This is a genomic window from [Bacillus] enclensis (assembly GCF_001456935.1).
Lineage (GTDB): Bacteria > Bacillota > Bacilli > Bacillales > Bacillaceae_B > Rossellomorea > Rossellomorea enclensis.
This window is the reverse complement of sequence record NZ_KQ758483.1, coordinates 34,567-59,906: the sequence shown is the minus strand read 5'-3', so window position 1 is coordinate 59,906 and position 25,340 is coordinate 34,567. Positions and strand designations below refer to the sequence as shown.

The window sequence follows — 25,340 nt, the reverse complement described above, 5'->3', positions numbered from 1 at the left end:
AACAGGGATGTTCTTCACTTGCGTCTATAACGTTAAGCCAAGGTCCGACAACAGATGAAGATGTCGACGGACCTCCAAATTTCGATCAGAAACCTATTAACGCGGCTGTAACGACAAATACCGAGGACAAGATGAATAAAATCAGCATGAATTTAATGATGAACCTCACCCACACTCCCCAGTCCACTCTCGCTGCACCTAGGGTACCCATTAATGCAGCCGATGTAGGTACGAGGATATTCGTCAATCCGTCCCCAAGTTGGAACGCAAGGACAGAAACCTGTCGTGAGACACCTGCTATATCTGCAAGCGGCGCCATCAACGGCATGGTCAAGGCCGCTTGCCCTGAACCTGATACAACAAAGAAATTGAAAACAGATTGGAATACATACATGCACCATGCAGAAATTGCCTGCGAGAAATCCCCCACAACCTGGCCTGCACCGAAGAGCATCGTATTCAGTACGGATGGTGCATCAGGGGCATCCCCCCCCAGGATAATCACAATTCCTTTTGCCATTCCGACGACTAATGCGGCAGGCAGTAAATCCTTAGCCCCGTCAATAAACCCTTCAGCAACATCATCCCAAGACATACCGTTCAATTTGAAGATCACGCCTATGACCCCTGCCACAATCCCTATCGTAAAGAATTGAGTGGCGATTTCAGGAATATAATAAGCATGTTTCACAACCCCCCAGATGATCCATACGATACCTGCAGCGACCGTTAGGATGACCAGCGAGTGACCGATTGTGAATGTAGTATTCAAATCTCTCACTTTTCCTTCTTTACGGAAGTATTCATCTGATTGATACGATAAACTTTTTCCTGGTTCTTTCTTGATTGCCTTTGCATATTTCCAAGTATAGATGATTCCAACTAAAGTAAACACCGCCCACATGCCAATCCTGAAACCCGCGCCTGAAAGAACGGGAACTCCCGATACTCCCTGTGCGATCGCTACTCCGAATGGATTCATCCAAGACGCGGCAAAACCGATCTGTGTGGCGACATACGTTATCATGATCCCCGTGATGGCGTCATAACCGATGGTGATCATGATGGGCACGAGAATCATAGCAAACGCTATCGCTTCTTCTCCCATTCCAAATACGGCCCCGCCTAAAGAAAACAGGAAGAACATTATGGGAATGATAAGCGATTCCCTGCCTTTGGTTTTTTGAATCACTTTTAAGATCCCTTCTTCAATTGCCCTTGTTCTCATGATGATCCCAAAGGCTCCCCCAATAATCAAGATAAATGCAACAACACCAACAGCTGAACCCCATTTATCACCCGATACGAGCCCTTCGAAAACATAATTCAGGAACCCGGCTCCCCCGCCAGGTTCAAATAGACTTGTACCCTCTCTGATCAAGTTTCCTTCCTCATCCTTCAGGTATCTGAAAGAGTCAGGATCGAGAACAGTCTTTGATTGTTCTTGCCCATTTTCCATGTACGTTATTTCTTCAGTGTCAAATTGACCTTTCGGCACGATATAGGTCAGAACCGCTGCTGCAAGCACTACGAAGAATACAATGATGAACGTATGCGGAACTTTCCATGCTTTTTGCTCTTTTTCCATACCAAATCCCCCTTTTTTTCTTCACTACTATTCATGCAATTACCATGCCAACAATTAATATCAGAAAATACGGACTTTTTATGTTATATTGGTCATTAAAGGTGACTCAATTAAAGACCACATAAAACCAAATAAACCCTTATAAAGGTGGGAAAAGATGACACACGAATTAATTCTCCTTGCAGGTACGAAAGAAACCGAAAAAACACTCAAGGATCAATTACAGTCGGTTTTCAGAAATTTAATCTCCATTAAAAGCTATTCTTGTGATGAGGGTATCACTTCCTTCTTCACCAACTCATTGATTGTGTATTCTTCCTCCTTAATCGAAGAAGAAGTAAAAGATTATATCGATCATTCTTCTTGCACAATCATCAAAGCAAGAAGAACCGTCAACTATGAATATATAGACCGTATTTTTGAGCTTCCCCCAGGCAAGAAAATCCTATATGTGAACGATTTTCTCAAAACAGCCAGAGAAGCTGTTTACAATTTAAAAAGACTGGGAATCGATCATGTTGACTATATCCCTTACTCGCCAGGTGAAACGATCAATTTTGATGCTGATACAGCCATTTCTCCCGGGGAAACCGGACTTATCCCCGACTCTATCCCTTTTAAAATAAATATTGGTGTCCGATTAATCGATCTCAACACCATTACTAGAATCATCCACCATTTCAAATTGTCTGAACAGGTTACGTTTGATATCACAGACCGCTATACGAAAAAGATAATTGAATTAAGTAAAAGGCTGGGATCGATTAATCAAAAAGCAAACACATTAAATAAATTTTTAAACAGAGTAGTAGACGGTGTCAATGACGGCATTCTTGCCTTTCAGGAAAAAAGCGGAGAAATCACAGTATTCAACGAGGTCCTTGAACACATGCTCGGTATGCCAGCAGCCACCGCAAAAGGGAAAAAGATTACAAGAGTATTCCAAAATGTTGAACTTACTCAATTCCTTAAATCCATGGAAGAAGAGAATCAGGAATATTTTATATTAAGACAAAAAAATGTAATGGTATACCGTTTCAGGATGAAATCCGAAGGCGTAGTTGTAGCTACATTTAAAGACTTGGATGAAACTATAGAAATGGAAAAGGTACGAAAACGGGAATTACAGAAGAGCGGTCATATAGCCAAATACACTTTTAACAGCATTTTAGGCAGCAGTCCCATCATTTCGGAGACCATTTCAATAGCGCGAAAACTGGCAAGAAGCGAACTGCCCATTTTGATTGTAGGGGAAACGGGTACTGGCAAGGAATTATTCTCCAGTGCGATACATAACGAATCAACCCGCTCTTCCAGCCCGTTCCTAGCTGTAAACTGCAGCGCCCTGTCTGAAGACCTGCTGGAAAGTGAATTATTCGGGTATGTGGAAGGAGCATTCACAGGCGCTCTAAAAGGCGGAAAGAAAGGATTATTTGAGCAAGCGGACGGCGGTACTCTATTTCTTGATGAGATAGGTGATATCAGTATGAAACTGCAGACACGTTTGCTGAGGGTGCTTGAAGAAATGGAAGTAAGGAAAATTGGCGGGAACAAAAATATCCCGGTGGATGTGCGGATTATTGCTGCAACCAATAAGAACCTGGAACAACTGATTTCAGAGGGCATGTTCAGGGAAGATTTATATCACAGACTAAAAATCCTGTCTCTAAGGCTGCCAGCCTTAAGGGAAAGGTCCACTGATATCCCTGAGTTGATCCAATACTTTCTAAGTACAGAACAAAGCAGCCTCGCAAAGGTGGACAAGGAAGTACTAAATGTCTTTATGCAAGCAAAGTGGACAGGGAATGTAAGGGAGCTTAAGAATACATTGCTATACATGTTGACGATATGCGAAGAGGAACGATTAACCATTCATCTATTGCCTAAAAATGATCATAATTTTTCTAAAAAGGATCACACTACTACTACATCATTATCTTTGAACCAAACCGAAGAGTACCGAAATATCTTGACACAACTCAGTGTCTTGTCCGAGAAAGGAGAGAGGGCCGGAAGGGAAGCACTTTCTTCTTATTTAAATCACTCTTCAACCCCTCTTTCAGTCCAACAGATACGTTCAAGGCTGAATGAACTGCAGAAGCTGGGCTACGTAATTATCCACCGTGGAAGAAAAGGGACAGAATTGACGGAATCCGGGCTAAAATGGTTAAAAGAGAAATCAAGCATGTTTTGAAATGGAACACACCGGGTAACAATACACTAACCGGTTGAAAATGAAATTTAAAATTACATTATTAGAACAATAAGTCGAGGTGAATCTCATGTTACGTACAATCCTAATGGTCATTGGTGCAATTGTAGTAATTGGCTGGATCATCAGCATGCTATAAGATCAAAAATAATCAGCAATTATAAGTTTATAAAAAAATCAAAAGAGCAGGATAGACTTCCCCCTATCCTGCTCTTTCCTTTTCCGAATAAAAATGATTATGAATTCAAAAAACGGGGTAAATAACGCATATACTACAAACGAGGTGATCATATGTATAAGCACTTAGTTGTTGCTTATGATGAGTCTGATGGAAGCAAGAAAGCACTTGATGAAGCACTGAAATTAACGAAATTATCACCACAAACAAAGCTTACAGTTCTGTATGTTTCTAATGATAAAGGTATCGGAACGGGTGCAACACAGGATAATTATACTCCGACCCACGCACTTGCTGATACAGCGCCGGGATTAGATAATCAATACGTGGGAAATTTATCTGCATCACGCGATGAAAAACTAAATTCAAACCAGACTGTTGAAAATGAACATGGAATTTCTGCACCGTCGTCTACTCATTCCGTGTTGAAAAACGTAAAAGAAAAATTAAAACCTTACCAGCTCGACATTGAATACATCAATCTATCAGGTTCCGAAGCAAAGCGGATCTGCGAATATGCTAAAGATCATAATGCAGACCTTGTACTGGTAGGTCATTCAGGAAAATCAAACCTTAAAAAATGGATGCTGGGAAGTGTCAGTGAAAAGATTGCCCATGATTGTGAAACAAGCGTACTGCTTGTTAAATAAAAATTAGTTAAGGGGAGGAAGATTGAGACTCAATCTTCCTCCCCTTGTATTTCATTAAAACGGTTTTCTGATTCTTCTTCATTAAAACTGCTGTAAATCCGGTAGTGATCTCTATCCAGGATTCTATAATGTTTGCTGAATAAATTCTGCTGAAGTACGTACTCATCACTCTTCTTGATTTCCTTCCACCATACTTTACCTCCGAGTGTTTTCTCTTTCCTGAAGTCCACTCCTTCACGGGCAAGGGTCTCGATGACTTCAAGCGGCTCTCCCCCCAGACTTGATACTAAGGTTTCACTGTCCCTGAATAAGGCACATACAGCAATCACGGCTGTCCAGCTTGCATCGACCCTTCTTTTCTCGATCTGTACGAGGGTTTTTTTGGAGATCCCAATCACATTAGCCATTTTATCTTGTGTATAGCCTGCTTCCGTTCTGATCAACCTCAATTTATCAGATATGATGGTGATGACTTCTTCCTTCTTCATTGGAACACCTGCTTTTCTTAACTTAGTGTAATTTTACACCATGCTAATATTTCACGCAAACAGGGATAACCGGCTCTCATTCTAATCAACCGCCTGAAAGAGATATACCTCCACCTTCTGCTTCAAACAAAAACCCGAACTGGTTTGCCTTTATAACGGCAAACCAGTTCGGGTTTTACTTAGTCTGGAACACTTATGTCCCGGCCTTATCTTCTTTCTATGTTAAACGTTCCCTCTTTGTTCCCTGATGGTACGTTTTTTCTCACTTTCTGAAACAAACAGGGCACATGCTGCATCCCCTGAGATGTTGACAGCAGTCCTTGCCATATCAAGCAATCGGTCAATACCAAGGATCAGCCCGATTCCTTCTACAGGCAGACCAACGGAACTCAATACCATCGCAAGAAGGATCAATCCCACTCCGGGGACCCCTGCTGTACCGATACTTGCAAGAACGGCCGTAAGCACGACTGTGACCAGCTGTTCAAGGGTAAGATCAATGCCGTACACCTGTGCAATGAAGATTGTAGCGACACCCTGCATGATGGCCGTACCATCCATATTGATGGTAGCCCCCAGAGGCTGTACGAATGAGCTCACAGGTTTGGAGACATTCAATCTCTCCTGGGCCACTTCCATAGAAAGCGGCAGCGTGGCATTACTGCTGGAAGTACTGAATCCAACACTCATTGCCGGACTGAAATTCTTGAAGAACCATAGCGGGCTTTTCTTGGCAAGCAGCAGTACGGTGCTTCCATAAGTGATGATTGCATGGATGATCAATGCAGCCAAGACAACGACGAAATACAGCCACATTGCCTTCAGTGCACTCATCCCCTGACTCCCGATGGCAGAAGCGATCAATCCGAATGTACCATATGGAGCGAACTTCATGACCAGTGTCACCAGATACATCATCAATTCATTTCCCTGTTCGACCAATTTCAATATCCCTTTTGTCTTCTCACCTAGGGCTGTGAGTCCAAGACCGATGAAAATGGCGAAGGCAATGATCTGAAGCATATTCCCCTCCGTCATAGCGGTCAAAGGATTTTTCGGAATAATATTCATGATTGTCTCACCGACCGGAGGAGCCTTCTCTGATTTAAATTCTTCTGCCTGCGTGCGGTCGATTCCTTCAACCATTCCAGGATCGATGATGTTCGCAAGTGCCAGCCCGATGACGATGGCTATACATGTCGTCACTAGGAAGTAAACAATCGTCTTCAAGCCGATTCTTCCAAGTTTCTTCGGATCCCCGAGGCCAGCTGACCCAAGGACGATGGATAAGAATACAATCGGTACGACCAGCATGCTGATCAGATTCAAGAATATCTTACCTAACGGAGTAAACAGGTAAGGATCCAATATATCGAACACGTCTTTAGCGAATATATTCAGGGCCAGTCCCACCAGAGCCCCCAATATCAAGGCAAGGATAATCTTTGTTGTTAAGTTGAATTTCATAGATGAACCTCCTTATATAAATGAATTCTTAATAGCGAAAATTACGCAAAATAATTTACAGATGTTTACCCTTTCATATAAATTCTAAACATGATATTCACTTTCACATTATGAACACCCGCAAAAAATTTTCCCTTTACCATTATACTGATTTATTTAAAAATTAAATTAGTTCTTTGATAATTTCAATCTTTTCTACTAGATAAAGAAAGTTTCATTACATAAAATAAGGGATTTGTTAATCAATATTTCCTAGTAGCGCATTTCCATAAACTTTCAATAACCGTTCTGATTATATTACGGTTTATTGGGTAAATAGTATGTACATCATGAATTCAGAAAGGAACATCGCAATGGATAAAACGGTATATTTTCTTTCTAGCAGCCATCAGCGGAGTCTGATAGCCTTGGGCTGGGCCAAAAAACTTTCTGTTCAAGACTGGTCATTCAAAAGTGCGGGATGGCAGGAAACGGCCGATCGAGATCTCTCGGTTCTTGCCATGAAGGAGCTATGTATTGATATTAGTTCTTTTCCCCGGGGCCAGGCAGAGCTTCCCTGCTTAAAGCAAGCTTCTGTCATCGTAAAGATTCAAGATACTGAATTTGATGAAGATATCCTTCTGCCTTCCGAACTTGAGGATAAAGTAATTTGCTGGGATCTTCCCAATCCGCGAAAACGTTCAAGAGACAAGCTGGAAGAGTGGGCAAGATATCAGGAAATCTGTGATGAAATAGCCATGAAAGTAAAAAGCCTTAACACGTTTCTTACAGGGTTCAACTGAGAGGACTGATGATCATGATTTCAATTGACATCAGTCCCTTTTTTTATATCACGTAAAATATTCAAGCTTCGCTTCAGGAAAAAATTCCTCCATATATGAGTAAAGACGGTCCTTCAGTTCCTGTTCTTCATCCTTTTGATAGATGTACTTCCCGATTCCATACTTTCCCCATTTATAACGGCGTTCTTCTTCATTTAGTTCAAGCTTTGTCATAGGGTAGTTTTTTTCAATGACCCGTTTCGCAGGTTTAGTGAAACGGTGCTGAATGAATTCGAAGGTCAAATCTTCCTTTGCCTCCGGAGGCAGATGTTGATTCAGATGTTCAAACATCTTCCTGTACCCTTCCTCCCATCCTTCATGGATGTAGATCGGGGCGACAATGAAACCCAAAGGATACCCTGCCCTTGCGACTTTCCCCGCAGCTTCCAATCGTTTATCAAGCGGGGATGTACCCGGCTCGAAGTTCTTTATGACATAGTCGGCATTGATGCTGAACCTGAATCTCGTCTTCCCGTTATGCTTTGCATCCAGCAAATGATCGACATGGTGAAACTTTGTCACAAATCTTAACTTTCCATGTTCCGACTTACCAAAATGCTCGATTGCACGTTTAAGCGTGTGAGTGAGATGATCGACACCTACGATATCTGACGTGCAGGCTGCTTCGAACCTGGTCATCTCAGGCGCTCTTTCGGCTATATAATGATCCGCTGCTTCCAGTATTTCGTCCACATTCACATACGTACGGATATACGGTTTGCTTCCCATTGTCGTCTGCAGGTAGCAATAATGACAATGCCCCATACATCCCGTTGCGAAGGGGATTGCATATTCTGCAGATGGTTTGGACGTATCGAATTTCAATGTTTTCCGGACCCCCACAACAAGGGTCGACTTCGCTATCCTGTACTTCTGGAAATGATTGTCCCCTGGAAGATTCCTCACCTGGTTATGAGACGTGGTATAGCGTATTTCAATATCCATTTTTTCGAATTTATCTTTAAGCTCTTTCCCTAAAGGATATTCAAGAGCACCAGGTTCAAAGTATACGAGCTGCGGGATGAAAGGCTTAACCATGCCGGATCACCTAAAGCTCTCCAAATGATTGGTTATATACCTGTTCTGCTTCTGCTTCAGAAGAGTATACTGCCAGATCATCTGTTAAGGGATAATATGTTTCATATAAAAACAAAGCCAATTCCTCGGGGTTTTCAGGATTTTTCACCACAGCCGCTTCCTGGACATTTGCAACAGACTGGGTATGAGGATTTCGGTATATGACATATACCACATCTCCTGCGTTATAGTTGGGAGTATGACTATTCAGATCCATGTTCTTCACCTTCTCATTTCTTATTTGGCTTTAAATCTCTGCATGATTCAGTGTAAACTTTACTAAAAGCATTTTTGCTTACAAGACCAATGCTTTCATTTTCTCTCATAATCGGTAAAATTATGATGGTAAATGATGTTTTAGGACATTGAGATGTTAATGCACGGTTAGTGCTTCTAAATACTCCTTATCGCTTATCAGATATTCGACGCTATTTTTATGAAAAATGGATGCCTTGACGAACCCCAGTTGTGAATAATACAGGGTATATTGCAGGAGAAAAAGAATGACCAGATGCGGAAGAAGCACGGATTCCTCATCACTAAGCCCCTGATTGTACGTATATCCCCTGATCAACTCTTTCATCTGGCTGTGGAGGTGATGAAAATCCATTGGTGAGTTGCTGTTCCTCAGCAAACTCGTGATGATATATGCAAGATCTCCTATACGGGGGGCCAGCCTGATCCGCTCAAAGTCCACAAGCCCGATGCTTCCATCCTTCCTCCACAAAAAATTTCTTACATGTACATCACTGTGGACAAGCTGCAGGGGAAGCTGTTTATAAATCAATTCATAGGTTGAGATCTCTCCGTACACTTCCGCTGCCCACATGCTCAATTCAGGAGCTGCTTCTGATAACCAGCTTTTCGAATAGTTAAACACATCCCATACTCTTGTGCTTTGTTCAAACGGGCATTTACCCAATGCAAGATGGAATCTTGAAAGATATTCCCCGATCCTGATGAATTGCCCGCAACATGCCTCTTTACATACCTGAAGCGGATTCCCTTCCAGGGATGCATATAAAGAATAAAAATTCCCATCCCCTTTTACGTACGGTTCCCCGCTGATATTCAAAAGCGGTGTTTCTACATTAATCCCATTCCTGATTAAATACTGGGTGATCCGGTATTCTTCCGTGCGCTCCCAGGATGAGGTCCCCTTTCTTTCTTTTAAAAAGAACGTGCTTCCTTCAAAAATGAATTTCTTTATATTCTTACGATGTTCCAACAATTGAACATTGCCTATGTTCCAATGAGTTAAAAGACCTTTCATTTTCAATTCATTCCCCGTCATAGTAAGATACAATTTAGTATAGGAAATCGTCAGCAGCAGCATACCAACTAGAAAAGAAAAGGGGTTATACAATTGGAAAGAATCAAAATGAATGAAGAATTATCATTTTCAAGAATCATCCACGGATTATGGAGACTTTCAGATTGGGAGCAAACAAAAGAGGAAACATTATCTCTGATTCAATTCAATCTGGAACAGGGGATCACGACATTTGACCATGCCGATATATATGGTTCTTACACTTGTGAAGAAAAATTCGGAGAGGCCCTATCCCTGAAACCGTCTATCAGGGAAGAAATGGAGATTGTGACCAAGTGCGGGATCGTCCTCCCGTCAAAAAATCGCCCTGACCACAGAACTCATCACTATAATACGAGTAAACAACACATTTTATCTTCAGTGGAACAGTCCCTGAAAAATCTTGGTACCGATTATATTGATGCACTGCTCATCCACCGTCCAGATCCTTTTATGGATGGAGAGGAAGTGGCTGAAGCCTTCACTCAGTTGAAGGATCAAGGAAAAGTGCGTCATTTCGGAGTGTCTAATTTTAAGGACCATCAATGGAATATGCTGCAATCATACCTGCCATTCCCGTTGGTTACCAACCAGATTGAGCTTTCAGCCTATCATCTGGAGAACTTCGAAGACGGCACCCTGAACCTTTGCCAGGAAAAACGGATTGCACCTATGGCCTGGTCCCCGCTTGCCGGAGGGAACATATTCACCGGCGGGGATGAGAAGGCTGTACGCCTTCGTGACACTTTGACAAAAGTGCAGGGTGAGACAGGTGCTGAAGGAATCGATTCCATTCTCTACGCATGGCTGTTGAACCACCCTGCCCGTATCATGCCGATTGTAGGTTCTGGTAAAAAGGAACGCATTCAAAGAGCGATCGATTCGTTAAAGCTCCAATTGGACCATGATCAGTGGTTTGAAATACTGCAAAGTTCAATGGGGCATGATGTACCTTAAATAGAAACATAAAAAAGACGATCCTTTTCGAAAGGGTCGTCTTTTTAACTTATAAGATTATGGTCGCTTACATAATACTCGATGTAAACATCCTGAAGTTCACTCATCGATAGTTCATAGAGTTGTTTACCAAAATATTTATATACGCCAATCCTTAATAGTTGTTGAATATAAAAGTCTTTCTTCAATTCAGGTGAATTCAAATGATTTGTTTTACTTTCCTGGTGTAACATATTCATCCCTCCACTCCGAGATATACCCAATTAAGGGACAATGCTAAACCAGAAAACTATTTTTTCCATCATTTACAATTGATTGTAAAAATAAAAAATGCCCCGGTCCATTATACCTGAGCATTTTCTCCCTCGCTCCGCTGCAGCTGCTTTTTCTTATCACGCTTGATGAAGAAATCGAGCCCTGCCCAGAAAACGACTGATATGATTGCAAAATATGCTATGGCGAAATAAATGTCTTCCGTTTTCCATTCAAGTCTCGGAATCATCAAACCCAATCCGCCGGAAACGACATAATAAACCCCGATTAATTGCAGAAATACCTTTCTTGGTGATTCTATATTCTCCAGATACCCTTTCCCTGCTTTTCCAAAGAAGATTGCGATTCCTCTTAAAATAATGTAAGCAGAAAAGGCTATGATGATTGCAACAACAAACTCCTGATTAAATACGTCAGCCATACTTTTTCTCCTTTCCGACTTTCCGTGGATCCTTATGTACAGAATGATCCTTTTTAAAGGATAAACCCATTGAAGAGGTATTTCAAGTAAAAATACCGGACTTATTTTTCAGTTTCTTTCTCCACTCCCACATAAAGCCGGTCACTATAGGGAGAATAGTAACCAAACAATCTTTCCGAGGTGAATTATGACTAGCATTATTATTGGCTTGATTCTTCTTATGTTATTGGCTTATTTAGGCTGGTCCATCATTTGGATCGCACCGCTGGTCGCAGGGCTTGTAGCGCTCATGAGCGGCCTCGACCTGCTTCCGGCATACACCGAGACTTACATGACGGGATTTGTGGACTTTGCTAAAGAATGGTTTCCGGTCTTCCTTTTCGGTGCAATCTTCGGAAAGCTGATGGAAGATGTCGGCGCAGCGCAATCTGTCGCTTATAAAATAACAAGCATCATCGGAAAGGACCGTGCGATACTCGGCGTGCTCATCGCTGCAGCGGTCCTTACATATGGCGGTGTCAGTTTGTTCGTGGTGGTCTTTGCAATCTATCCATTGGCGATTGCCATGTTCAGGGAAGCGGATATCACGAGAAAGCTGCTCCCTCCCGTATTTGTACTGGGGGCATTCACCTTCACAATGACGGCTATCCCCGGCACCCCCCAGATCCAGAATTTGATTCCAATGGATTACTTCAAGACCTCTCCGACAGCTGCCCCCATCATCGGGATTACAGGCGGATTGGTGATGGCTGCAGGCGGTTATTTTTATCTGAGGTGGCGCCAGAGCATTTTCACTAAACGGGGAGATACGTTTACTGAACCGAATGAAGGCAACGAAGTGAAAGAAATCAATAAAGATGAACTGCCCAATTTCTATTTGTCTTTCTTACCTTTAGTGATTGTCGTCGTTACGCTGAATGTGTTTGACTGGAATATCCTGACTGCACTATTAGTGGGGATCCTTGCGATACTTCTGATCAATATCAAGCATTTCAAGAAATTCATCCCTTCCATCAACGGAGGGGCAAAAGGGTCTGTCATGGCTGTCATCAACACGAGTGCCGCCGTGGGATTCGGAGCAGTCGTAACCGCTGCCCCCGGGTTCAAAACCCTGACAAATCTGATCCTGGGTATAAAAGGAAACCCTGTCATTTCGGAAGCAATTGCCGTACAGGTGCTTGCAGCAATCACTGGTTCAGCCTCCGGCGGGATGGGAATCGCCCTGGAAGCGCTTGGGGATAAATATTATGAGCTCTCCCAGACTTCCGGAATCAGTGCAGAAGCATTTCACCGGATTGCTTCGATCTCCTCAGGGGCTTCCATCCTCCCTCACAACGGCGCTCTACTGACGCTATTCGCCGTTACAGGGTTGACGCATAAAGATTCTTATCTGGATGTAGCCGTCGTCGGGTTATTAATCCCGACTATAGCTGAAATTGTGTCTATCATTTTAGCAAATATGGGTATTTATTAAAACACCAGCAAAATCATTATTATAAATGGAGGGAATTCATTATGATAAATGAAAAAGTAGTATTCATTACAGGAGCTGCACGCGGGATTGGATTTGAAATCGGTGAGCATTTTGCCATGAACGGTGCAAAGGTGGTATTATCGGATATCAATCAGGAAGGTCTGGATGAGGCAGTCGATGAACTCAAAGACAGAGGATTCGACGCAATCGGCATCAAATGTGATGTGACAAGCGAAGAAGAAGTCAAAGCTGGAATCGACAAAACTGTGGAGCATTTCGGACGGATCGATGTGTTGATCAACAATGCAGGAATTCAGCATGTAGCCCCGATCGAAGAGTTCCCGATCGAAAAGTTTGAACTTCTCATCAAAATTATGCTGACTGCACCATTTATCGCTACTAAATTTGCTTTTCCGCATATGAAAAAGCAAAAGTTCGGCCGCATCATCAATATGGCTTCCATCAACGGTCTCATCGGGTTTGCCGGGAAAGCCGCATACAACAGTGCAAAGCATGGTGTCATCGGATTGACGAAGGTTTCTGCACTTGAAGGTGCTGAACACGGCATAACCGTGAACGCAATGTGCCCGGGTTATGTTGACACCCCTCTTGTGCGGAACCAGCTTCAGGATATTTCATCTACAAGGGGAGTGCCGCTGGAGAAAGTGCTCGAAGAGGTCATTTATCCACTTGTCCCTCAGAAGCGCCTGCTCTCTGTTGAAGAGATTGCGGATTACACGATGTTCCTCGCCAGCGACAAAGCAAAAGGAGTCACCGGCCAGGCAGTCGTCCTCGATGGCGGATATACGGCTCAATAAGCCAGCAGTCAAAAAAATACAGGATTTCGCAGCTGGGAAAAAAGAATTTTAGACAAAATAAAACTCGAACTAATTTGCAGTGGGAAAGGCAAACTAGTTCGGGTTTTTAGTTTTGCCTGGAGTCTCTCGGGGCTACCCGCGGAAAAGAAGTCTTCCACGAAATCAATAGCTGTAATTAGAACCTGTTACAAAATGCTCTCCATTTGGATAAAACAGTGAAAACTGACTGTTTCTACATAATTGATTCAGGTGTAAAATATTGTATAGTGAGATTGTTTTATTGAAAAGGAGAAGCTATGAAAATCTATTGGCAATTGGGTTATTTTATCATTGGATTACTCATTTTCAGCTACGGCATCAGTATGTCCATCAAAGTGCAATACTTAGGGATCCACCCCTGGGATGTATTGAATATCGCCCTGTTCGAAAAAATCGGACTTACAATCGGGACATGGAATATCATCATAGGTGCGGCCATGATTCTCGGCACCCTTCTCTTAAAAGGGAAGTACGTCCGTCTCGGGACGATCATCAATGGAGTCATGGTGGGCGTGCTTGTGGATTTCTTTCTGCATTTCAATCTGCTACCTCCGCAGACAAATGCTGCTGCAGATGTTTTCTTGCTCCTTGCAGCAATTGTGCTGATGGGAATCGGGGGAGGATTATATTCAGCAGCGCAGCTCGGGACGGGACCGCGAGATGGGTTCATGCTGACAATTTCAGACAGGACCGGTTTATCGATCAGTACAGTGCGGATCCTATGCGAATGCTCAGTCTTGGTTATAGGACTGCTGCTTGGAGGTCCCGTCTTTATCTTTACATTCATCTATACATTCATCCAGAGTCCCATTTTCCAGAAAACCTTTCTCTCCTTCACTTCCGTACTGGACAATAAGTTTCATGAACCAACCCGCAGAAAGGCTGGATGACGAAAAAAGAGGATGTGACAGAAGTGATTTAGTCTACGCAAAACCCGAACTAATTTGCATGAGGTGAGGCAAATTAGCTCGGGTTTTTAATTTGTTCATTATACATTTAGGGATTAGCTCATTCAGCGGGTGATTGGAGTGCAAGGCGAAGACTCCTGGTGGAAGAGTAGCTTATGTGAGACGTGTCTAGCTTCAGGGCTTAGAGGCACATGTCATAAGTCAAACCGCCCAAGAAGGCAAAGAACGCCTTCGTGGGCGATTCGCCTTATGCCACCCGCCTCTGAACAAAGCCCTTCCGCTTTTCTTCCCGCAGGCTTGCCGAGGAGGCTCACGGGCTACCCGCGGAAAGCGAACTCTTGCACGGAAATCATTAGCGTTGTTTAGTGTCCACTCTAAATGTTCGCCTATAGACATTGGCTTGAAAGTTTTGCCCCAACCTCTTTGATTCTATGTCATTTCACATGCCACCAAACCGTATTGTCGGTAAGGATCCAACTGTTTGACGAACTCAAACAGCTCCTGTACCTTGGGATCATCCATATCCCTTTTATAATAATCCTCAAGTAGGCAAAGAATTTCATTCGGATACATCGGGCACGTGTGGCTCCCCCAGTCAGTCTGCCTGCCTTCGACCCGGTTATAGTAAATATCATCAAGCACCGAAAAGAACAACTCATACCCTTTCGGAAAGAATTTACTTATCCGCTTTGGGTAATTATGATTCCAGTCCCCGCCTTCATAATGGAAAGTCCCGTCAGAAAGATCCCCAATGAATACTTCCACGTCTGCCATATCGATTCCCCCTTACCCAGAATTGGTTTATTACTATATATAGGGCTGTCCACTTGATTTAGAACCGAAAAAACCGATTCCCGGGGGAGGAATCGGTTTTCATCCGGCTCAGAGATATTTCCTCTGAACGCTCCTTCCGTCATAAGTGAACAGCATATCCCGGTTCTCCACATGTGTTTCGATATGGACAGGTCTGCCCCAGAGGCGGTGGATATAAGGAAGCACTTTCTCAAGGTATTTAATATCAAGCTCAACATCCTCAAACCAGTGTTTAAGATAAAGTTCCCCGCTCTTCATGTAATCACCGTCGGTCACGGTAATATACGGAAAACCACCGTTTACTCTCATACTTACAAGCTGATCCCTCACCGCGGTCCACTCTTTATCAACGATCTTATAATCCTTACCCTGCTTCTGGAATAGATACATATCTTCTCTCATCACTAGATCCTTCGTTAAATAATTGCGTAAGAAGGAGATATCCGATTCGATTTCCCTCACTTCGAACATTTTATCCCGTCCGGATCCTGGTTTTACACCCCGTTTTATCATTTCCTCGGTCGGATTATCATAGCGCTCTTCGATATCTTCAAAAATTTTCAATCCCAGGTAGTATGGATTTATTCCCGTCCGCGATGGCTGTACCACCCCTGCATTCAGCTTGGCAAATTCAATTGCCTCTCCGCTTGTCAGGTCCATTTCCCTGATAATCCGCTGATGCCAATAAGAAGCCCAGCCTTCATTCATGATCTTGGTTTCAAGCTGAGGCCAGAAATAGAGCATTTCTTCTCTCATCATCGTGAGGATGTCCCTTTGCCAATCCGACAGTTCCCGGCTGTATTGCTCGATGAAAAGAAGGATATCCTTCTCCGGCTGGGGCGGAAACTTCTTTTTCACTTTTTTGGTTTGACGCTTTTTCGGTTTCTCGTCAAGCGACCACAGGTCATCATATGGTGTGACCGGGTTTACCTCTTCTTCCACCCATTCCACATCGTCCATCGTCCATGAAAGCTTGGGCCTCATAAGGGAAGGGTCGATATGTTCATCAATGGCAAGGACGGCATCGAGGAAGTTTTCCACTTCCTGTTTCCCATGTTCGATTTCGTATCTTCGTACACGTTCGGCTGTCGCCGACATGCTTTCCACCATATCGCGTTTTGTATTTTGAAATCTCACATTATTTTTAAAGAAATCACAATGTGCGAGTACATGGGCAACGATCAACTTATTCTGAATCAATGAGTTTGAATCGAGCAGGAATGCGTAGCATGGATCTGAATTGATGACCAGTTCATAAATTTTGCTGAGTCCGAGATCGTATTGAAGCTTCATTTTATGAAATTGCTTTCCGAAGCTCCAATGGGAGAAGCGGGTCGGCATTCCATACGCACCAAATGTATAAATGATTTCAGCGGGACAGATTTCATATCTCATCGGATAAAAGTCGAGTCCGAATCCGGCAGCTATTTCGGTTATTTCGCCAATTGCGTTCTGCAATTGCTTTTGTTCCTCTAGGTTCATGGTCATCCCCCTCTTTTTACTCTTATCACAATGTATGAGAGGGGAGAGTGATTCATGAGTCTGTTCTCATTAAGATAGAAGTCAATTTTATTTTGAGTCCTCATAATACCGCATTTGATTTCCGTGGAAGACTTCGCTTTCCGCGGGTGACTCGTGAGCCTCCTTAATGAAGGAGGAACTGTCCAGCTGCAGGGCTTAGAGGCACATGTCATAAGCCAAACCGACCAAGAAGGCAAAGAACGCCTTCAAGGCCGATTCGATTTATGCCACACGCCTCTGAACAAAGCCCTTCCGCATTTCTAATAGGAGTCTTCGTCTTCCACTCCAATCAATTGCTGGAACCTGGTATAACAAATAAGATGACTTCGTAAAAAAAGCTGCATCCGTTTTCAATAATCGAATGCAGCCCTCTTCTTATTTATGCTTTTTTTAGAGATACTATCGGGATCAGGGTCATCATCAGCAGTAGTGCCGAGATGGTGAAAATGATCTGGACGGTAGTGACCTCAAGGAGCAATCCGACTCCCAAGGATGAGAGACCGAATATCAGTGTCGTCAATGCACCTTGTGCAGCGTAAACTTTTCCTATTTCCTCATGGGACGCAGTTTCCTGCAAGCAGGTTTGCAGGATGATGGTTTTCACTTGATCGAATGCACCGAAAATCACCGACAGGATCAGTGCAAACAAGGCAGACTGGTTCCAGGCGAAGATAAGCGTAACCAGCGAGGTCATGACCATGCATAAGGGCAGCCACACAGATCTCCTCCGTGAAAACAAGCCGTGCAGTTTAAACACTAAATAAGATGCAATCACAAGTCCTGCGAAAAAGCTGCTGTTGATGAATCCCCACCAAGATTCATTACGACTGAGGACAATGTCAACATACAGATAAAGTACTGCAGCTATCCACACCGTTCCGGCCGCCGATTCCAAACCGTAAATGAAGAATATGCTCCTTAGCCTGCCATTCCTCTTCACCTCAGACCAGCCTTCCCCGATTTGTTTCCACCAATGTTTCTTTTGCTTTAGTGTGGTACCCGGAATGACGGGCAGCTTCAGCATATAAAGCGTACTGATCAGAAACAGAAGGATGACCAGCACGAACAAAAGGCTTTCATTTAAGAGGGTTAACAGGAGTCCCCCGATAGCCCAGCTCGAAAATTGAATGGATTGATCAACAGTCGATAAAAAACCATTGGCCCCCATCAATTCTTCGCGTTTAACAATGAATGGGACATAGGCGTTCCTTGCGGGAAGTGCCCAGCCGTCCAAAAAGGAAATCATGCTTGCAACACCCAGATATACCCACACATTGCCGATTGAAAATAAAACGCATAGCAAAAAAAGAATAAGCAGCACCGTCTTCGCAAGCTGTGAATACGCAATCAAGGATTTCATTTGTGTCCGGTTCATTAAAAGCGGAGCCGCCACACTGCTGATGAATCTGGAAAACGTGATGACCAGCGGCACCGCAGTCAGAAATAAAGGTGACCCGGTTATCTTATGAATCAGGGAGATCAATGCCACAATGTATACGATATCCCCTATATTCGCAAGTGCCTGGCCTACCCAGAGATGCCGAAAAGATTTAGAAGCCATGTCTTTTCCTCCTTCTATTCAATTAGTGTAAAGGTAAAAGACAAATCACATTGGATAATGGCTCCCTTCTTTTTTGAATACATTCATTTTATCAAATAATTCTGACGGGGGACACTGAATCAGCGGATAATTTTTACTTACCGGCGAAAACGCCCCCAACAAATAAAAAACTGACTCAAGCCGAGTCAGTCATCTGTTCATCTGTTCATTCATTTTTTCTCTTCTACAGCAATATTCAACGTCTTTTCATTAGCCAGGTCATGAATCACCTTGACGATGACCGTTTTTTCCTGATTGTTTTCCTGGACAGTGAATTCAAAGTAATCGGCAAGTCTTTTTTCATCAATTTTTTGACGCCCTTGATATTGGTAGTCCTTCAATGGCTGTCCTGGATAATCTTCCTTCATGACTGCTGTGGCTATACGGCCGAACTTCGCATAATCGGAAGGCTGCGGCTGCTGTGCATGGACATTGGTTGAAAAGAAAAGAAAGAATACAGGAACCAGTATCATCAACAACTTTTTCATATCATCACCTCTAATATTTTCTTACATTTCTTAGGATGATGTAAAAATTCAAAACTCATTCACCCAATAGAAGGAAAGTCAGTGAAGCAGGGAGTGCCAAGTTTTTCAGCGGAATTAATCCAGGTTTCGTCACACAATAAGATTACCCCCTTCAGAAGGAGGGATATCAAAGTGAATAAAGTCGATTACGACCGGGCCCTGTACTACACACACCGCTCAGAATGGGACAACCTGCTCATCCTGATGGTAAGGACGAAAGATGACCTTCTTTCGAAGAGGATCGAACAATTCCTGCACGCCTATCACTTTTCAAAGGACTATACCGTTGTTGAACGGAACCTTTACACATTACTGCGATATATTGAACATGCAAATTATACCTTCAGTGTCGAGCAACCACTTGAGGAAACATTTGCAGAGATGTAAACGAGAATTCCACCTAACCGCGCTGATTCAGCATTGCTGAATCAGCTTTTAGTATTTGGTTGAAGAAGCGGAATTATGCCATAAAAAAGAAACCGGCGCTGCCGGTTTCCATCACTCCTATCGTTCCGCTGCAGTTTCAGACTTTACAATCTCCGCTGCTTTCACATAAATTTTCAATTCCCTTACCATATCATCCACCAGTTTTGCCGGATCATCCAGAAGGCCGTCATTGTCATAATCAAAACAATGAGGATCCAGTACCAGCTGTTTAGGGATGACATTGGCATAAACGCCCCTTGCGACAATTCGCAGGTTATTCAGGCAGTTGATTCCGCCTTTCCCTCCCCCGGCACATGAGAGCAGGGCCACCGGCTTATGCGCAAATTGTTCGCTGCTGAGAAAATCCAAGGCGTTCTTTAATGCTCCACTCATACCGCTGTGATATTCAGGGGAAGCTAAAATGACAGCATCTGCTCTTTTCACTTTTTTTTTCAAGTTCTGTACGGATTGAAGTTCAGCCTGGTCCTGTTCCCCCGTATAAAGAGGCAGCGTGCCGTCACTGAGATCAATCACCTCTGCGCCGTATGTCCTCCCGATATGGCGGGATGCAATTCCGGTGCGCCCCTTTTTCCTGGGACTTCCGTTGATAATCACGATGTCCATGTTCAAAACGTCCTTTCTTTTCAAGCAAGATTATGTTTCACAGCATAAAGTGCCGCTTGTGTTCGATCGGATACTTCAAGTTTCGAGAATATGTTGGAGATATGGGTCTTAACCGTTTTCTCCGTAATGAACAGGCTTGAAGCAATTTCCTTATTACTTTTCCCCTTTGTCAACTCGGCCAAAACATCTTTTTCCCTTTTTGTAAGAGCATGGATTTTATGAGGGGGATCCTGTTTCGAAATCCTTGTCAGCAAATGATTGGTTGCTTTCGGATGAAGGGAGTTTTCCCCCGACAACAGCTTCCGGATACTTGCGACGAGTTCATCAGGTTCGATATCCTTCAACTGATAACCGGCGGCTCCAGCTTCGATTGCCGGTATCACATGATTTTGATCTGAAAAACTCGTAAGCATCAGGATTTGGATAGCGTCCCCATGCTTCTTTTTGATTTCCTTCGTCGCTTCGATTCCATCCATGACCGGCATCATGAGATCCATCAAGATCAGGTCTGGCTTCAGCCTTTCTGCCAACTGAACGGCTTCAGCGCCATTTTTTGCTTCCCCTGCGATTTCTATATCTTTTTGTGTTTTTAAAAAGAAGACAAGTCCCCTTCTCACTACATGATGATCATCTGCAATCAAAATCCTAATCGACATACCCGGTCCTCCTAGTACGGAATTTCCGCCGTTAATTTTGTACCTTTCCCGAGGGCACTTTTCATTAGAAACGTCCCGCCCAGGCTTTTCACCCGCTCTTTCATGCTTTCGATCCCGATGGAAGGGAGCGGCTGTGCCTCATCGTACTGAAAACCGTCCCCCTTATCCTGGATCAAAAGGGAAACTTTTTTACCATCATCTTTTAGAAGATAGTGGATTGTATTTACGCCTGCATGCTTCTTACAGTTATTCAGTGCCTCCTGACTCACCCTCCAGAGAACCTCTTCCACTTTTGAACTTAAGGAAATGACGCCTTCCACTTTTGCTTCAAGAGTCAGGCCAAGCATATCGGAATATCCTTTTACTGCTTCCACCAGTCCGTTTTCAAGGCCGTGGGGCCGCAGCTGCCAGATCAGCGCCCTCATTTCAGATAATGCTTCCTGCGCAAGGGTCTGGACGGTTTGAAACGTTTCCTTCACTTGTTCCTCTGAGGTCATTTCCACCCCGCCTCTAGCCGTAAGTGTAAGGGAGAATAATAACTGATTAACGGAATCATGAAGATCCCTCGCCAGCCTGTTCCGCTCGGCAAGCAATGCGATTTCCTGTTCTTTTTTTGTCAGGGCGATCCGTTTGATTGCCGATCCTATCTGAAAAGCGACGGATTCCAGCAAGGCTAATTCATCCTTGGAAAAATGGGTCTTATTCGGTGCCGCAACATTCAGCAATCCGTAAGCCTCATCACCTGACGAAAGCGGGACGGTAGCATGGTACGTGATACCGTCGGTTTCTCCCCTTTTTTCGTCGATGGCTTTTTCGATCCTTTGACATTCAATGATATTCGAAGCTTTTGTAAGCTTCCCTTGGCGGAAACGATTGACACACCAGCATCCGCCATTATGCATCAGTTCGCAGCCATTGTTCTCAAGAGATTCCGGAAGATCTTCATAAGAAGCAAGCTGATGCTTCCCGCCTTCCTCTATAAAAAAGATCCACCCCGTCGTAAAACTGGTGCCCTTGATCAATTTTTTCAAAGCCCCGTGGAGCATATCACACTGTTCCGTTTCATTATTCAAAAACTCGGCAATTTCTTTCAAAAGCTCGATGTTTGAAAGTGCCTCCTCATTCATCCCTGCATCGTCCTCTCTTGTCTCTTACTATCATTATACAGCTTTGTTCGGAATCCGATATTCTAAGAAAGAAGGAATTTTTGTACGACTTTTGACTGAAAACATCCGTTCGTTTCGTTTTCGGCTGTTTATGAGCCAGGGCGGGTGAGCCAGGGGGACAGGTACCGTGGCCCATTCACAAAATGGAATTGAACAGGCTCTGATCACCGGTATCTGCCCTTTTTAGATGTATTTTTCTCGTTTACTGACAATATTTGATCGTTTTAGTCCGTTTTTTATCTTAGAGCCCGTATTTTAATGGTCGCTGACAGACAGGCTTTTATTGATTGAACATGATGGCAGAAACCATTTATGATCCATTTCAGGAATTTATGATCCATTCGACAAAAAATACGCGCCTGTTTCAGGATTTATGATCCATTCCGGAAAAATATGATCCATTTTCGAATTATATGATCTTTTGATAATCATTCTAATCTACAAAGGCACAGCTCCGGGCAATGTACGTGTCCCCTGATATTATTGGATTCAAGATAAAAAAGGAATTTCATCGGGCAAACAGCTGCTTTCATCAACATCTATGGAAAACCATTCACTCTCCGTTACATGAAAAAGAGGGGAGCAGCCGCCCCCCTTTTTCCCTGTTACGCTATTGGATAGTCCTGTGCAAATGGATGGATCTTGATTTCATCGATCAGCATATGTTTCGGTGCGGAAGCCATGTAAATGACCGACTTAGCGATGTCCTCCACCTTCAGCCAGTCTTCTTTCTCCGGAAGTCCCTGCTGCGAGTCTGCAAAGTACGTATCGACCATCCCCGGGTTGATCGTTCCGACCCTGATTCCATATTCCCTCACTTCCTGGGCAAGCGAACCGCAGAAGCCCTGGACTGCATATTTAGTGGCCACATAGGCAGAACCATTTGGGATTGTATAGCGGGCAACATCGGAAGAAATCGTAATGATTGTTCCGAATTTTTGTTCCTTCATATGCGGCAGAACAGCTTTTGAGCAAAGGAAGACACCCTGTACGTTCACATCAAAAATGTTCTTCCATTCGGCAGCAGTCACTTCTTCAGTCGGCTTGAAGAACCCGACGCCTGCGTTATTGACTAAAATATCGATTCTTCCGTATGCAGAAAGAGTTTCATCGACGATTTTTTTTACATCGTCTTCTTTCGACACATACGCTTGAATGGATATCACATGTTCAAAACCGTTTTCTTTAAGCTCCCCAGCTGTTTTATGTATTTCTTTGGAACTTCCAACAAGCGAGAGCTTTGTATTTTCTTTTGAAAACTGCTGCGCGATTTCGCGCCCTATCCCTCTTGAAGCTCCTGTTATGATTGCAATTTGATCCTTTAACATCCTGCATTCTCCTTTTAACTAAGTTGTCAGCTGTCTATATGCCCAGCATTTCTTCCCGCGGCAATTGTATACTCACAGCCGTGAAACAGGCCCGCCCCTCACTGCTTTCGGGCAGGAAGGAGCGGGCGAATTTATTATTGAATGAAGCTTTCTACTTTTTTCATAAGATCTTCTGTCAGGGAGGTTAATTTCTTATCGCTTTCCTCCTGGGTTTTCCCGATCACACTGAAGTAGAATTTGATTTTCGGTTCTGTCCCTGATGGGCGAAGGCAGACCCAGGAACCGTCTTCAAGGAAATATTTTAAGACATTGGAAGCCGGCAGGGTAATGGCTGTTTTTACACCTGTGGCCAATTCCACTTTTTGCTGTGTTTGATAATCTTCCGCCGATACCACTTTAAGACCCGCCACTTCATCAAGCGGCTCATCCCTGAACTTTTTCAGGATGCCCTGGATCTGCTCGGCGCCTTCTTTTCCTTTCAAAGTCAGACTCTTCAGTCCTTCTTGATAATAACCATGACGCTCATACAAATCATTTAGGACATCGTATAAGGACTTGCCTTGTTTCTTATAATAAGCAGCCGCTTCTGCAGCCATCAATACGGCCTGGACCGCGTCCTTATCACGGGCGAAATCACCGATCAGATAGCCGTAGCTTTCTTCATATCCAAATAGGAATGTATATTCCCCGCTTTCTTCATACTGCTTGATCTTCTCACCGATAAATTTGAATCCAGTGAGGACATCTTCTACGGAAGCACCGTAGTGTTCGGCCACTTCTCTCCCAAGCTCGGAGGTAACAATTGTTTTGAACACACGTCCGTTATCAGGGATCATGCCTTTTTCCTGTTTGCGGGAAAGGATGTAGTCCATGAGGACAGCCCCGGTCTGGTTCCCGGTCAGCAGCACGTAATCCCCGTCTTTTCCTTTGACGGCAACACCCAAACGATCGGCGTCAGGGTCCGTTGCAATCAGGATATCGGCATCGATTTCTTTACCGTCACGAATGGCCAGTTCGAATGCCTCTTTATCTTCCGGGTTGGGAGATTTAACCGTTGAAAACTCCGGATCGGGCTCAGCCTGTTCTTTGACGATATGGATGTGTTCATACCCAAGTGCAGTCAACCCTCTTTCTGCCATCTTCAAGGCTGTCCCGTGCAGTGGGGAGAAAACTATCTTCAAATCGACTTCCTTACTGATCTGCGGTGTTTCAGAAATGGAAATCAGATGGTCAAGATACGACTGATGGATTTCCTCCCCGATCATCTTAATCAACCCTTGGGACTTCAGTTCTTCTTCTGATTTCACGTCAATTTCGAGTTCATTTTGCACTTCATTTACTTTTCCGATCACGGCATCAGCGATATGAGGAGGAAGCTGAGCCCCATCTTCACCATACACCTTATAACCATTATATTCCGGCGGGTTGTGGCTTGCTGTCACGACGATACCGGAGAATGCGTTTAAATATCTGAGAGCAAAAGACAGCTCCGGTGTAGGAGCAAGTTCATCGAATACATAGGTTTGAATGCCGTGGGTCGCAAGCGTCTTCGCTGCCTCCATTGCAAACTCGGGTGATTTATGACGCGAATCATAGGCGATTGCCACACCTCTTCGTTTCGCGCCATCCCCTTCCTGTTCAATGAATCGTGCCATGCCTTCAGAGGCTTTACGCACCGTATAGATATTCATGCGATTGGTCCCGGGGCCGATTTCCCCTCTCATTCCGCCAGTACCGAATTCAAGATTTTTATAGAAAGCATCTTCCAATGCCTTTTCATCATCCTTCAATGAACCTAATTGTTCGTTGATCTCTTGATCAATATGTACGTAGTCACTCCACTTTTTCCAAGCTGATTGCCAATTCATTGCGATCCCCTCCTAAAGCTGTATAATAAATAGTTCTATCTAAGATACCCGGATTCCTTTTAAAACCTTCCGTCACAATCCGACAGAATGTAACCGTTCTTATTTTAGCATAATATCACTTTTGTGCA

At 43.7% G+C, this 25,340-nt stretch carries 25 protein-coding genes; 8 read left to right on the top strand and 17 right to left on the bottom strand.

Features of this window, described 5'->3' with window-relative positions:
• Positions 1-85 precede the first annotated feature (85 nt).
• The gene (gene yfcC, locus AS034_RS08070; RefSeq protein ID WP_058298151.1) at positions 86-1,588 is read right to left on the bottom strand and encodes a putative basic amino acid antiporter YfcC; all 1,503 of its coding nucleotides are present in this window, start codon (positions 1,586-1,588) and stop codon (positions 86-88) included.
• Positions 1,589-1,745: 157 nt separating this feature from the next.
• On the opposite strand from yfcC, the gene AS034_RS08065 reads away from it, so the two are divergent.
• Both AS034_RS08065 and AS034_RS08060 read left to right on the top strand, forming a co-directional pair.
• A complete protein-coding gene (locus AS034_RS08065) occupies positions 1,746-3,782 on the top strand; it encodes a sigma 54-interacting transcriptional regulator (protein ID WP_058298150.1) in 2,037 nt (678 codons plus the stop codon).
• A gap of 309 nt (positions 3,783-4,091) precedes the next feature.
• Positions 4,092-4,628, top strand: a complete 537-nt coding sequence (locus AS034_RS08060) for a universal stress protein (protein WP_032089314.1) — start codon at positions 4,092-4,094, stop codon at positions 4,626-4,628.
• A 29-nt stretch (positions 4,629-4,657) separates the two neighbouring features.
• On the opposite strand, the gene AS034_RS08055 is transcribed toward AS034_RS08060, so the two are convergent.
• Positions 4,658-5,116 carry a helix-turn-helix transcriptional regulator gene (locus AS034_RS08055; RefSeq protein ID WP_058298149.1) on the bottom strand — a complete coding sequence of 153 codons (459 nt, stop codon included), beginning with the start codon at positions 5,114-5,116 and terminating at the stop codon, positions 4,658-4,660.
• A gap of 222 nt (positions 5,117-5,338) precedes the next feature.
• The gene (locus AS034_RS08050) at positions 5,339-6,583 is read right to left on the bottom strand and encodes a dicarboxylate/amino acid:cation symporter (protein ID WP_058298148.1); all 1,245 of its coding nucleotides are present in this window, start codon (positions 6,581-6,583) and stop codon (positions 5,339-5,341) included.
• Between the two features lie 353 nt (positions 6,584-6,936).
• Here AS034_RS08050 and AS034_RS08045 point away from each other — a divergent pair, with 353 nt between their 5' ends.
• Positions 6,937-7,365 carry a low molecular weight phosphatase family protein gene (locus AS034_RS08045; RefSeq protein ID WP_141687694.1) on the top strand — a complete coding sequence of 143 codons (429 nt, stop codon included), beginning with the start codon at positions 6,937-6,939 and terminating at the stop codon, positions 7,363-7,365.
• 48 nt (positions 7,366-7,413) lie between these two features.
• Here AS034_RS08045 and splB read toward each other — a convergent pair whose 3' ends face one another.
• From splB to AS034_RS08030, 3 genes are all read right to left on the bottom strand, one after another.
• Entirely contained in the window at positions 7,414-8,442 is a 1,029-nt protein-coding gene (gene splB, locus AS034_RS08040) for a spore photoproduct lyase (RefSeq protein WP_058298146.1), read from the bottom strand.
• A gap of 10 nt (positions 8,443-8,452) precedes the next feature.
• Complete coding sequence (locus AS034_RS08035; protein WP_058298145.1) at positions 8,453-8,698, bottom strand: transcriptional regulator SplA domain-containing protein; 246 nt, start codon at positions 8,696-8,698, stop codon at positions 8,453-8,455.
• 156 nt (positions 8,699-8,854) lie between these two features.
• The gene (locus tag AS034_RS08030; RefSeq protein WP_058298144.1) at positions 8,855-9,754 is read right to left on the bottom strand and encodes a phosphotransferase enzyme family protein; all 900 of its coding nucleotides are present in this window, start codon (positions 9,752-9,754) and stop codon (positions 8,855-8,857) included.
• A 93-nt stretch (positions 9,755-9,847) separates the two neighbouring features.
• Between AS034_RS08030 and AS034_RS08025 the strand changes: the two genes are divergently transcribed.
• Positions 9,848-10,750, top strand: a complete 903-nt coding sequence (locus AS034_RS08025) for an aldo/keto reductase (protein ID WP_058298143.1) — start codon at positions 9,848-9,850, stop codon at positions 10,748-10,750.
• Positions 10,751-10,794: 44 nt separating this feature from the next.
• On the opposite strand, the gene AS034_RS08020 is transcribed toward AS034_RS08025, so the two are convergent.
• Together AS034_RS08020 and AS034_RS08015 are read right to left on the bottom strand one after the other, a co-directional pair.
• Positions 10,795-10,983: a Fur-regulated basic protein FbpA gene (locus AS034_RS08020; protein ID WP_032089322.1), complete on the bottom strand. Its 189-nt coding sequence runs from the start codon at positions 10,981-10,983 to the stop codon at positions 10,795-10,797.
• A gap of 110 nt (positions 10,984-11,093) precedes the next feature.
• Positions 11,094-11,444 carry a hypothetical protein gene (locus AS034_RS08015; RefSeq protein WP_032089323.1) on the bottom strand — a complete coding sequence of 117 codons (351 nt, stop codon included), beginning with the start codon at positions 11,442-11,444 and terminating at the stop codon, positions 11,094-11,096.
• Between the two features lie 187 nt (positions 11,445-11,631).
• On the opposite strand from AS034_RS08015, the gene AS034_RS08010 reads away from it, so the two are divergent.
• The 3 genes from AS034_RS08010 to AS034_RS08000 all read left to right on the top strand — a co-directional run bounded on the left by AS034_RS08010 (position 11,632) and on the right by AS034_RS08000 (position 14,665).
• Positions 11,632-12,918, top strand: a complete 1,287-nt coding sequence (locus AS034_RS08010; protein WP_032089324.1) for a GntP family permease — start codon at positions 11,632-11,634, stop codon at positions 12,916-12,918.
• A 41-nt stretch (positions 12,919-12,959) separates the two neighbouring features.
• Complete coding sequence (locus AS034_RS08005; protein WP_058298142.1) at positions 12,960-13,736, top strand: 3-hydroxybutyrate dehydrogenase; 777 nt, start codon at positions 12,960-12,962, stop codon at positions 13,734-13,736.
• 296 nt (positions 13,737-14,032) lie between these two features.
• Positions 14,033-14,665, top strand: a complete 633-nt coding sequence (locus AS034_RS08000; RefSeq protein WP_058298141.1) for a YczE/YyaS/YitT family protein — start codon at positions 14,033-14,035, stop codon at positions 14,663-14,665.
• Between the two features lie 447 nt (positions 14,666-15,112).
• Here the strand turns inward: AS034_RS08000 and AS034_RS07995 are convergent, their stop codons facing one another.
• The 4 genes from AS034_RS07995 to AS034_RS07980 form a co-directional block, all read right to left on the bottom strand.
• Entirely contained in the window at positions 15,113-15,457 is a 345-nt protein-coding gene (locus tag AS034_RS07995) for a hypothetical protein (protein WP_058298140.1), read from the bottom strand.
• A 108-nt stretch (positions 15,458-15,565) separates the two neighbouring features.
• Positions 15,566-16,978 carry a SpoVR family protein gene (locus AS034_RS07990; protein ID WP_058298139.1) on the bottom strand — a complete coding sequence of 471 codons (1,413 nt, stop codon included), beginning with the start codon at positions 16,976-16,978 and terminating at the stop codon, positions 15,566-15,568.
• Positions 16,979-17,396: 418 nt separating this feature from the next.
• Complete coding sequence (locus AS034_RS07985) at positions 17,397-18,578, bottom strand: MFS transporter (protein WP_058298138.1); 1,182 nt, start codon at positions 18,576-18,578, stop codon at positions 17,397-17,399.
• A 209-nt stretch (positions 18,579-18,787) separates the two neighbouring features.
• On the bottom strand, positions 18,788-19,105 hold the full coding sequence (locus AS034_RS07980; RefSeq protein WP_058298137.1) for a DUF3889 domain-containing protein: 318 nt from the start codon (positions 19,103-19,105) through the stop codon (positions 18,788-18,790).
• A gap of 171 nt (positions 19,106-19,276) precedes the next feature.
• On the opposite strand from AS034_RS07980, the gene AS034_RS07975 reads away from it, so the two are divergent.
• Positions 19,277-19,531 (top strand): YhdB family protein, encoded by a 255-nt coding sequence (locus AS034_RS07975; protein WP_058298714.1) that lies wholly within the window; start codon positions 19,277-19,279, stop codon positions 19,529-19,531.
• A 117-nt stretch (positions 19,532-19,648) separates the two neighbouring features.
• Here AS034_RS07975 and AS034_RS07970 read toward each other — a convergent pair whose 3' ends face one another.
• The 5 genes from AS034_RS07970 to AS034_RS07950 form a co-directional block, all read right to left on the bottom strand.
• Positions 19,649-20,194: an NADPH-dependent FMN reductase gene (locus AS034_RS07970; protein ID WP_058298136.1), complete on the bottom strand. Its 546-nt coding sequence runs from the start codon at positions 20,192-20,194 to the stop codon at positions 19,649-19,651.
• A 20-nt stretch (positions 20,195-20,214) separates the two neighbouring features.
• Positions 20,215-20,850, bottom strand: coding sequence for a response regulator (locus tag AS034_RS07965; protein ID WP_058298135.1), 636 nt, complete (start codon positions 20,848-20,850; stop codon positions 20,215-20,217).
• 11 nt (positions 20,851-20,861) lie between these two features.
• Positions 20,862-21,977, bottom strand: coding sequence for a GAF domain-containing sensor histidine kinase (locus AS034_RS07960; protein WP_058298134.1), 1,116 nt, complete (start codon positions 21,975-21,977; stop codon positions 20,862-20,864).
• A gap of 644 nt (positions 21,978-22,621) precedes the next feature.
• Positions 22,622-23,344 carry an SDR family oxidoreductase gene (locus AS034_RS07955; protein ID WP_058298133.1) on the bottom strand — a complete coding sequence of 241 codons (723 nt, stop codon included), beginning with the start codon at positions 23,342-23,344 and terminating at the stop codon, positions 22,622-22,624.
• Positions 23,345-23,478: 134 nt separating this feature from the next.
• Positions 23,479-25,212 carry a phospho-sugar mutase gene (locus tag AS034_RS07950; RefSeq protein WP_058298132.1) on the bottom strand — a complete coding sequence of 578 codons (1,734 nt, stop codon included), beginning with the start codon at positions 25,210-25,212 and terminating at the stop codon, positions 23,479-23,481.
• Between the last annotated feature and the right edge of the window lie 128 nt (positions 25,213-25,340).

Coding starts and splice junctions, on each gene's coding strand:
- yfcC (WP_058298151.1), bottom strand. CDS start 1,588: ATGGAAAAAGAGCAAAAAGCATGGAAAGTTCCGCATACGTTCATCATT.
- AS034_RS08065 (WP_058298150.1), top strand. CDS start 1,746: ATGACACACGAATTAATTCTCCTTGCAGGTACGAAAGAAACCGAAAAA.
- AS034_RS08060 (WP_032089314.1), top strand. CDS start 4,092: ATGTATAAGCACTTAGTTGTTGCTTATGATGAGTCTGATGGAAGCAAG.
- AS034_RS08055 (WP_058298149.1), bottom strand. CDS start 5,116: ATGAAGAAGGAAGAAGTCATCACCATCATATCTGATAAATTGAGGTTG.
- AS034_RS08050 (WP_058298148.1), bottom strand. CDS start 6,583: ATGAAATTCAACTTAACAACAAAGATTATCCTTGCCTTGATATTGGGG.
- AS034_RS08045 (WP_141687694.1), top strand. CDS start 6,937: ATGGATAAAACGGTATATTTTCTTTCTAGCAGCCATCAGCGGAGTCTG.
- splB (WP_058298146.1), bottom strand. CDS start 8,442: ATGGTTAAGCCTTTCATCCCGCAGCTCGTATACTTTGAACCTGGTGCT.
- AS034_RS08035 (WP_058298145.1), bottom strand. CDS start 8,698: ATGGATCTGAATAGTCATACTCCCAACTATAACGCAGGAGATGTGGTA.
- AS034_RS08030 (WP_058298144.1), bottom strand. CDS start 9,754: ATGAAAGGTCTTTTAACTCATTGGAACATAGGCAATGTTCAATTGTTG.
- AS034_RS08020 (WP_032089322.1), bottom strand. CDS start 10,983: ATGTTACACCAGGAAAGTAAAACAAATCATTTGAATTCACCTGAATTG.
- AS034_RS08015 (WP_032089323.1), bottom strand. CDS start 11,444: ATGGCTGACGTATTTAATCAGGAGTTTGTTGTTGCAATCATCATAGCC.
- AS034_RS08010 (WP_032089324.1), top strand. CDS start 11,632: ATGACTAGCATTATTATTGGCTTGATTCTTCTTATGTTATTGGCTTAT.
- AS034_RS08005 (WP_058298142.1), top strand. CDS start 12,960: ATGATAAATGAAAAAGTAGTATTCATTACAGGAGCTGCACGCGGGATT.
- AS034_RS08000 (WP_058298141.1), top strand. CDS start 14,033: ATGAAAATCTATTGGCAATTGGGTTATTTTATCATTGGATTACTCATT.
- AS034_RS07995 (WP_058298140.1), bottom strand. CDS start 15,457: ATGGCAGACGTGGAAGTATTCATTGGGGATCTTTCTGACGGGACTTTC.
- AS034_RS07990 (WP_058298139.1), bottom strand. CDS start 16,978: ATGAACCTAGAGGAACAAAAGCAATTGCAGAACGCAATTGGCGAAATA.
- AS034_RS07985 (WP_058298138.1), bottom strand. CDS start 18,578: ATGGCTTCTAAATCTTTTCGGCATCTCTGGGTAGGCCAGGCACTTGCG.
- AS034_RS07980 (WP_058298137.1), bottom strand. CDS start 19,105: ATGAAAAAGTTGTTGATGATACTGGTTCCTGTATTCTTTCTTTTCTTT.
- AS034_RS07970 (WP_058298136.1), bottom strand. CDS start 20,194: ATGGACATCGTGATTATCAACGGAAGTCCCAGGAAAAAGGGGCGCACC.
- AS034_RS07965 (WP_058298135.1), bottom strand. CDS start 20,850: ATGTCGATTAGGATTTTGATTGCAGATGATCATCATGTAGTGAGAAGG.
- AS034_RS07960 (WP_058298134.1), bottom strand. CDS start 21,977: ATGAATGAGGAGGCACTTTCAAACATCGAGCTTTTGAAAGAAATTGCC.
- AS034_RS07955 (WP_058298133.1), bottom strand. CDS start 23,344: ATGTTAAAGGATCAAATTGCAATCATAACAGGAGCTTCAAGAGGGATA.
- AS034_RS07950 (WP_058298132.1), bottom strand. CDS start 25,212: ATGAATTGGCAATCAGCTTGGAAAAAGTGGAGTGACTACGTACATATT.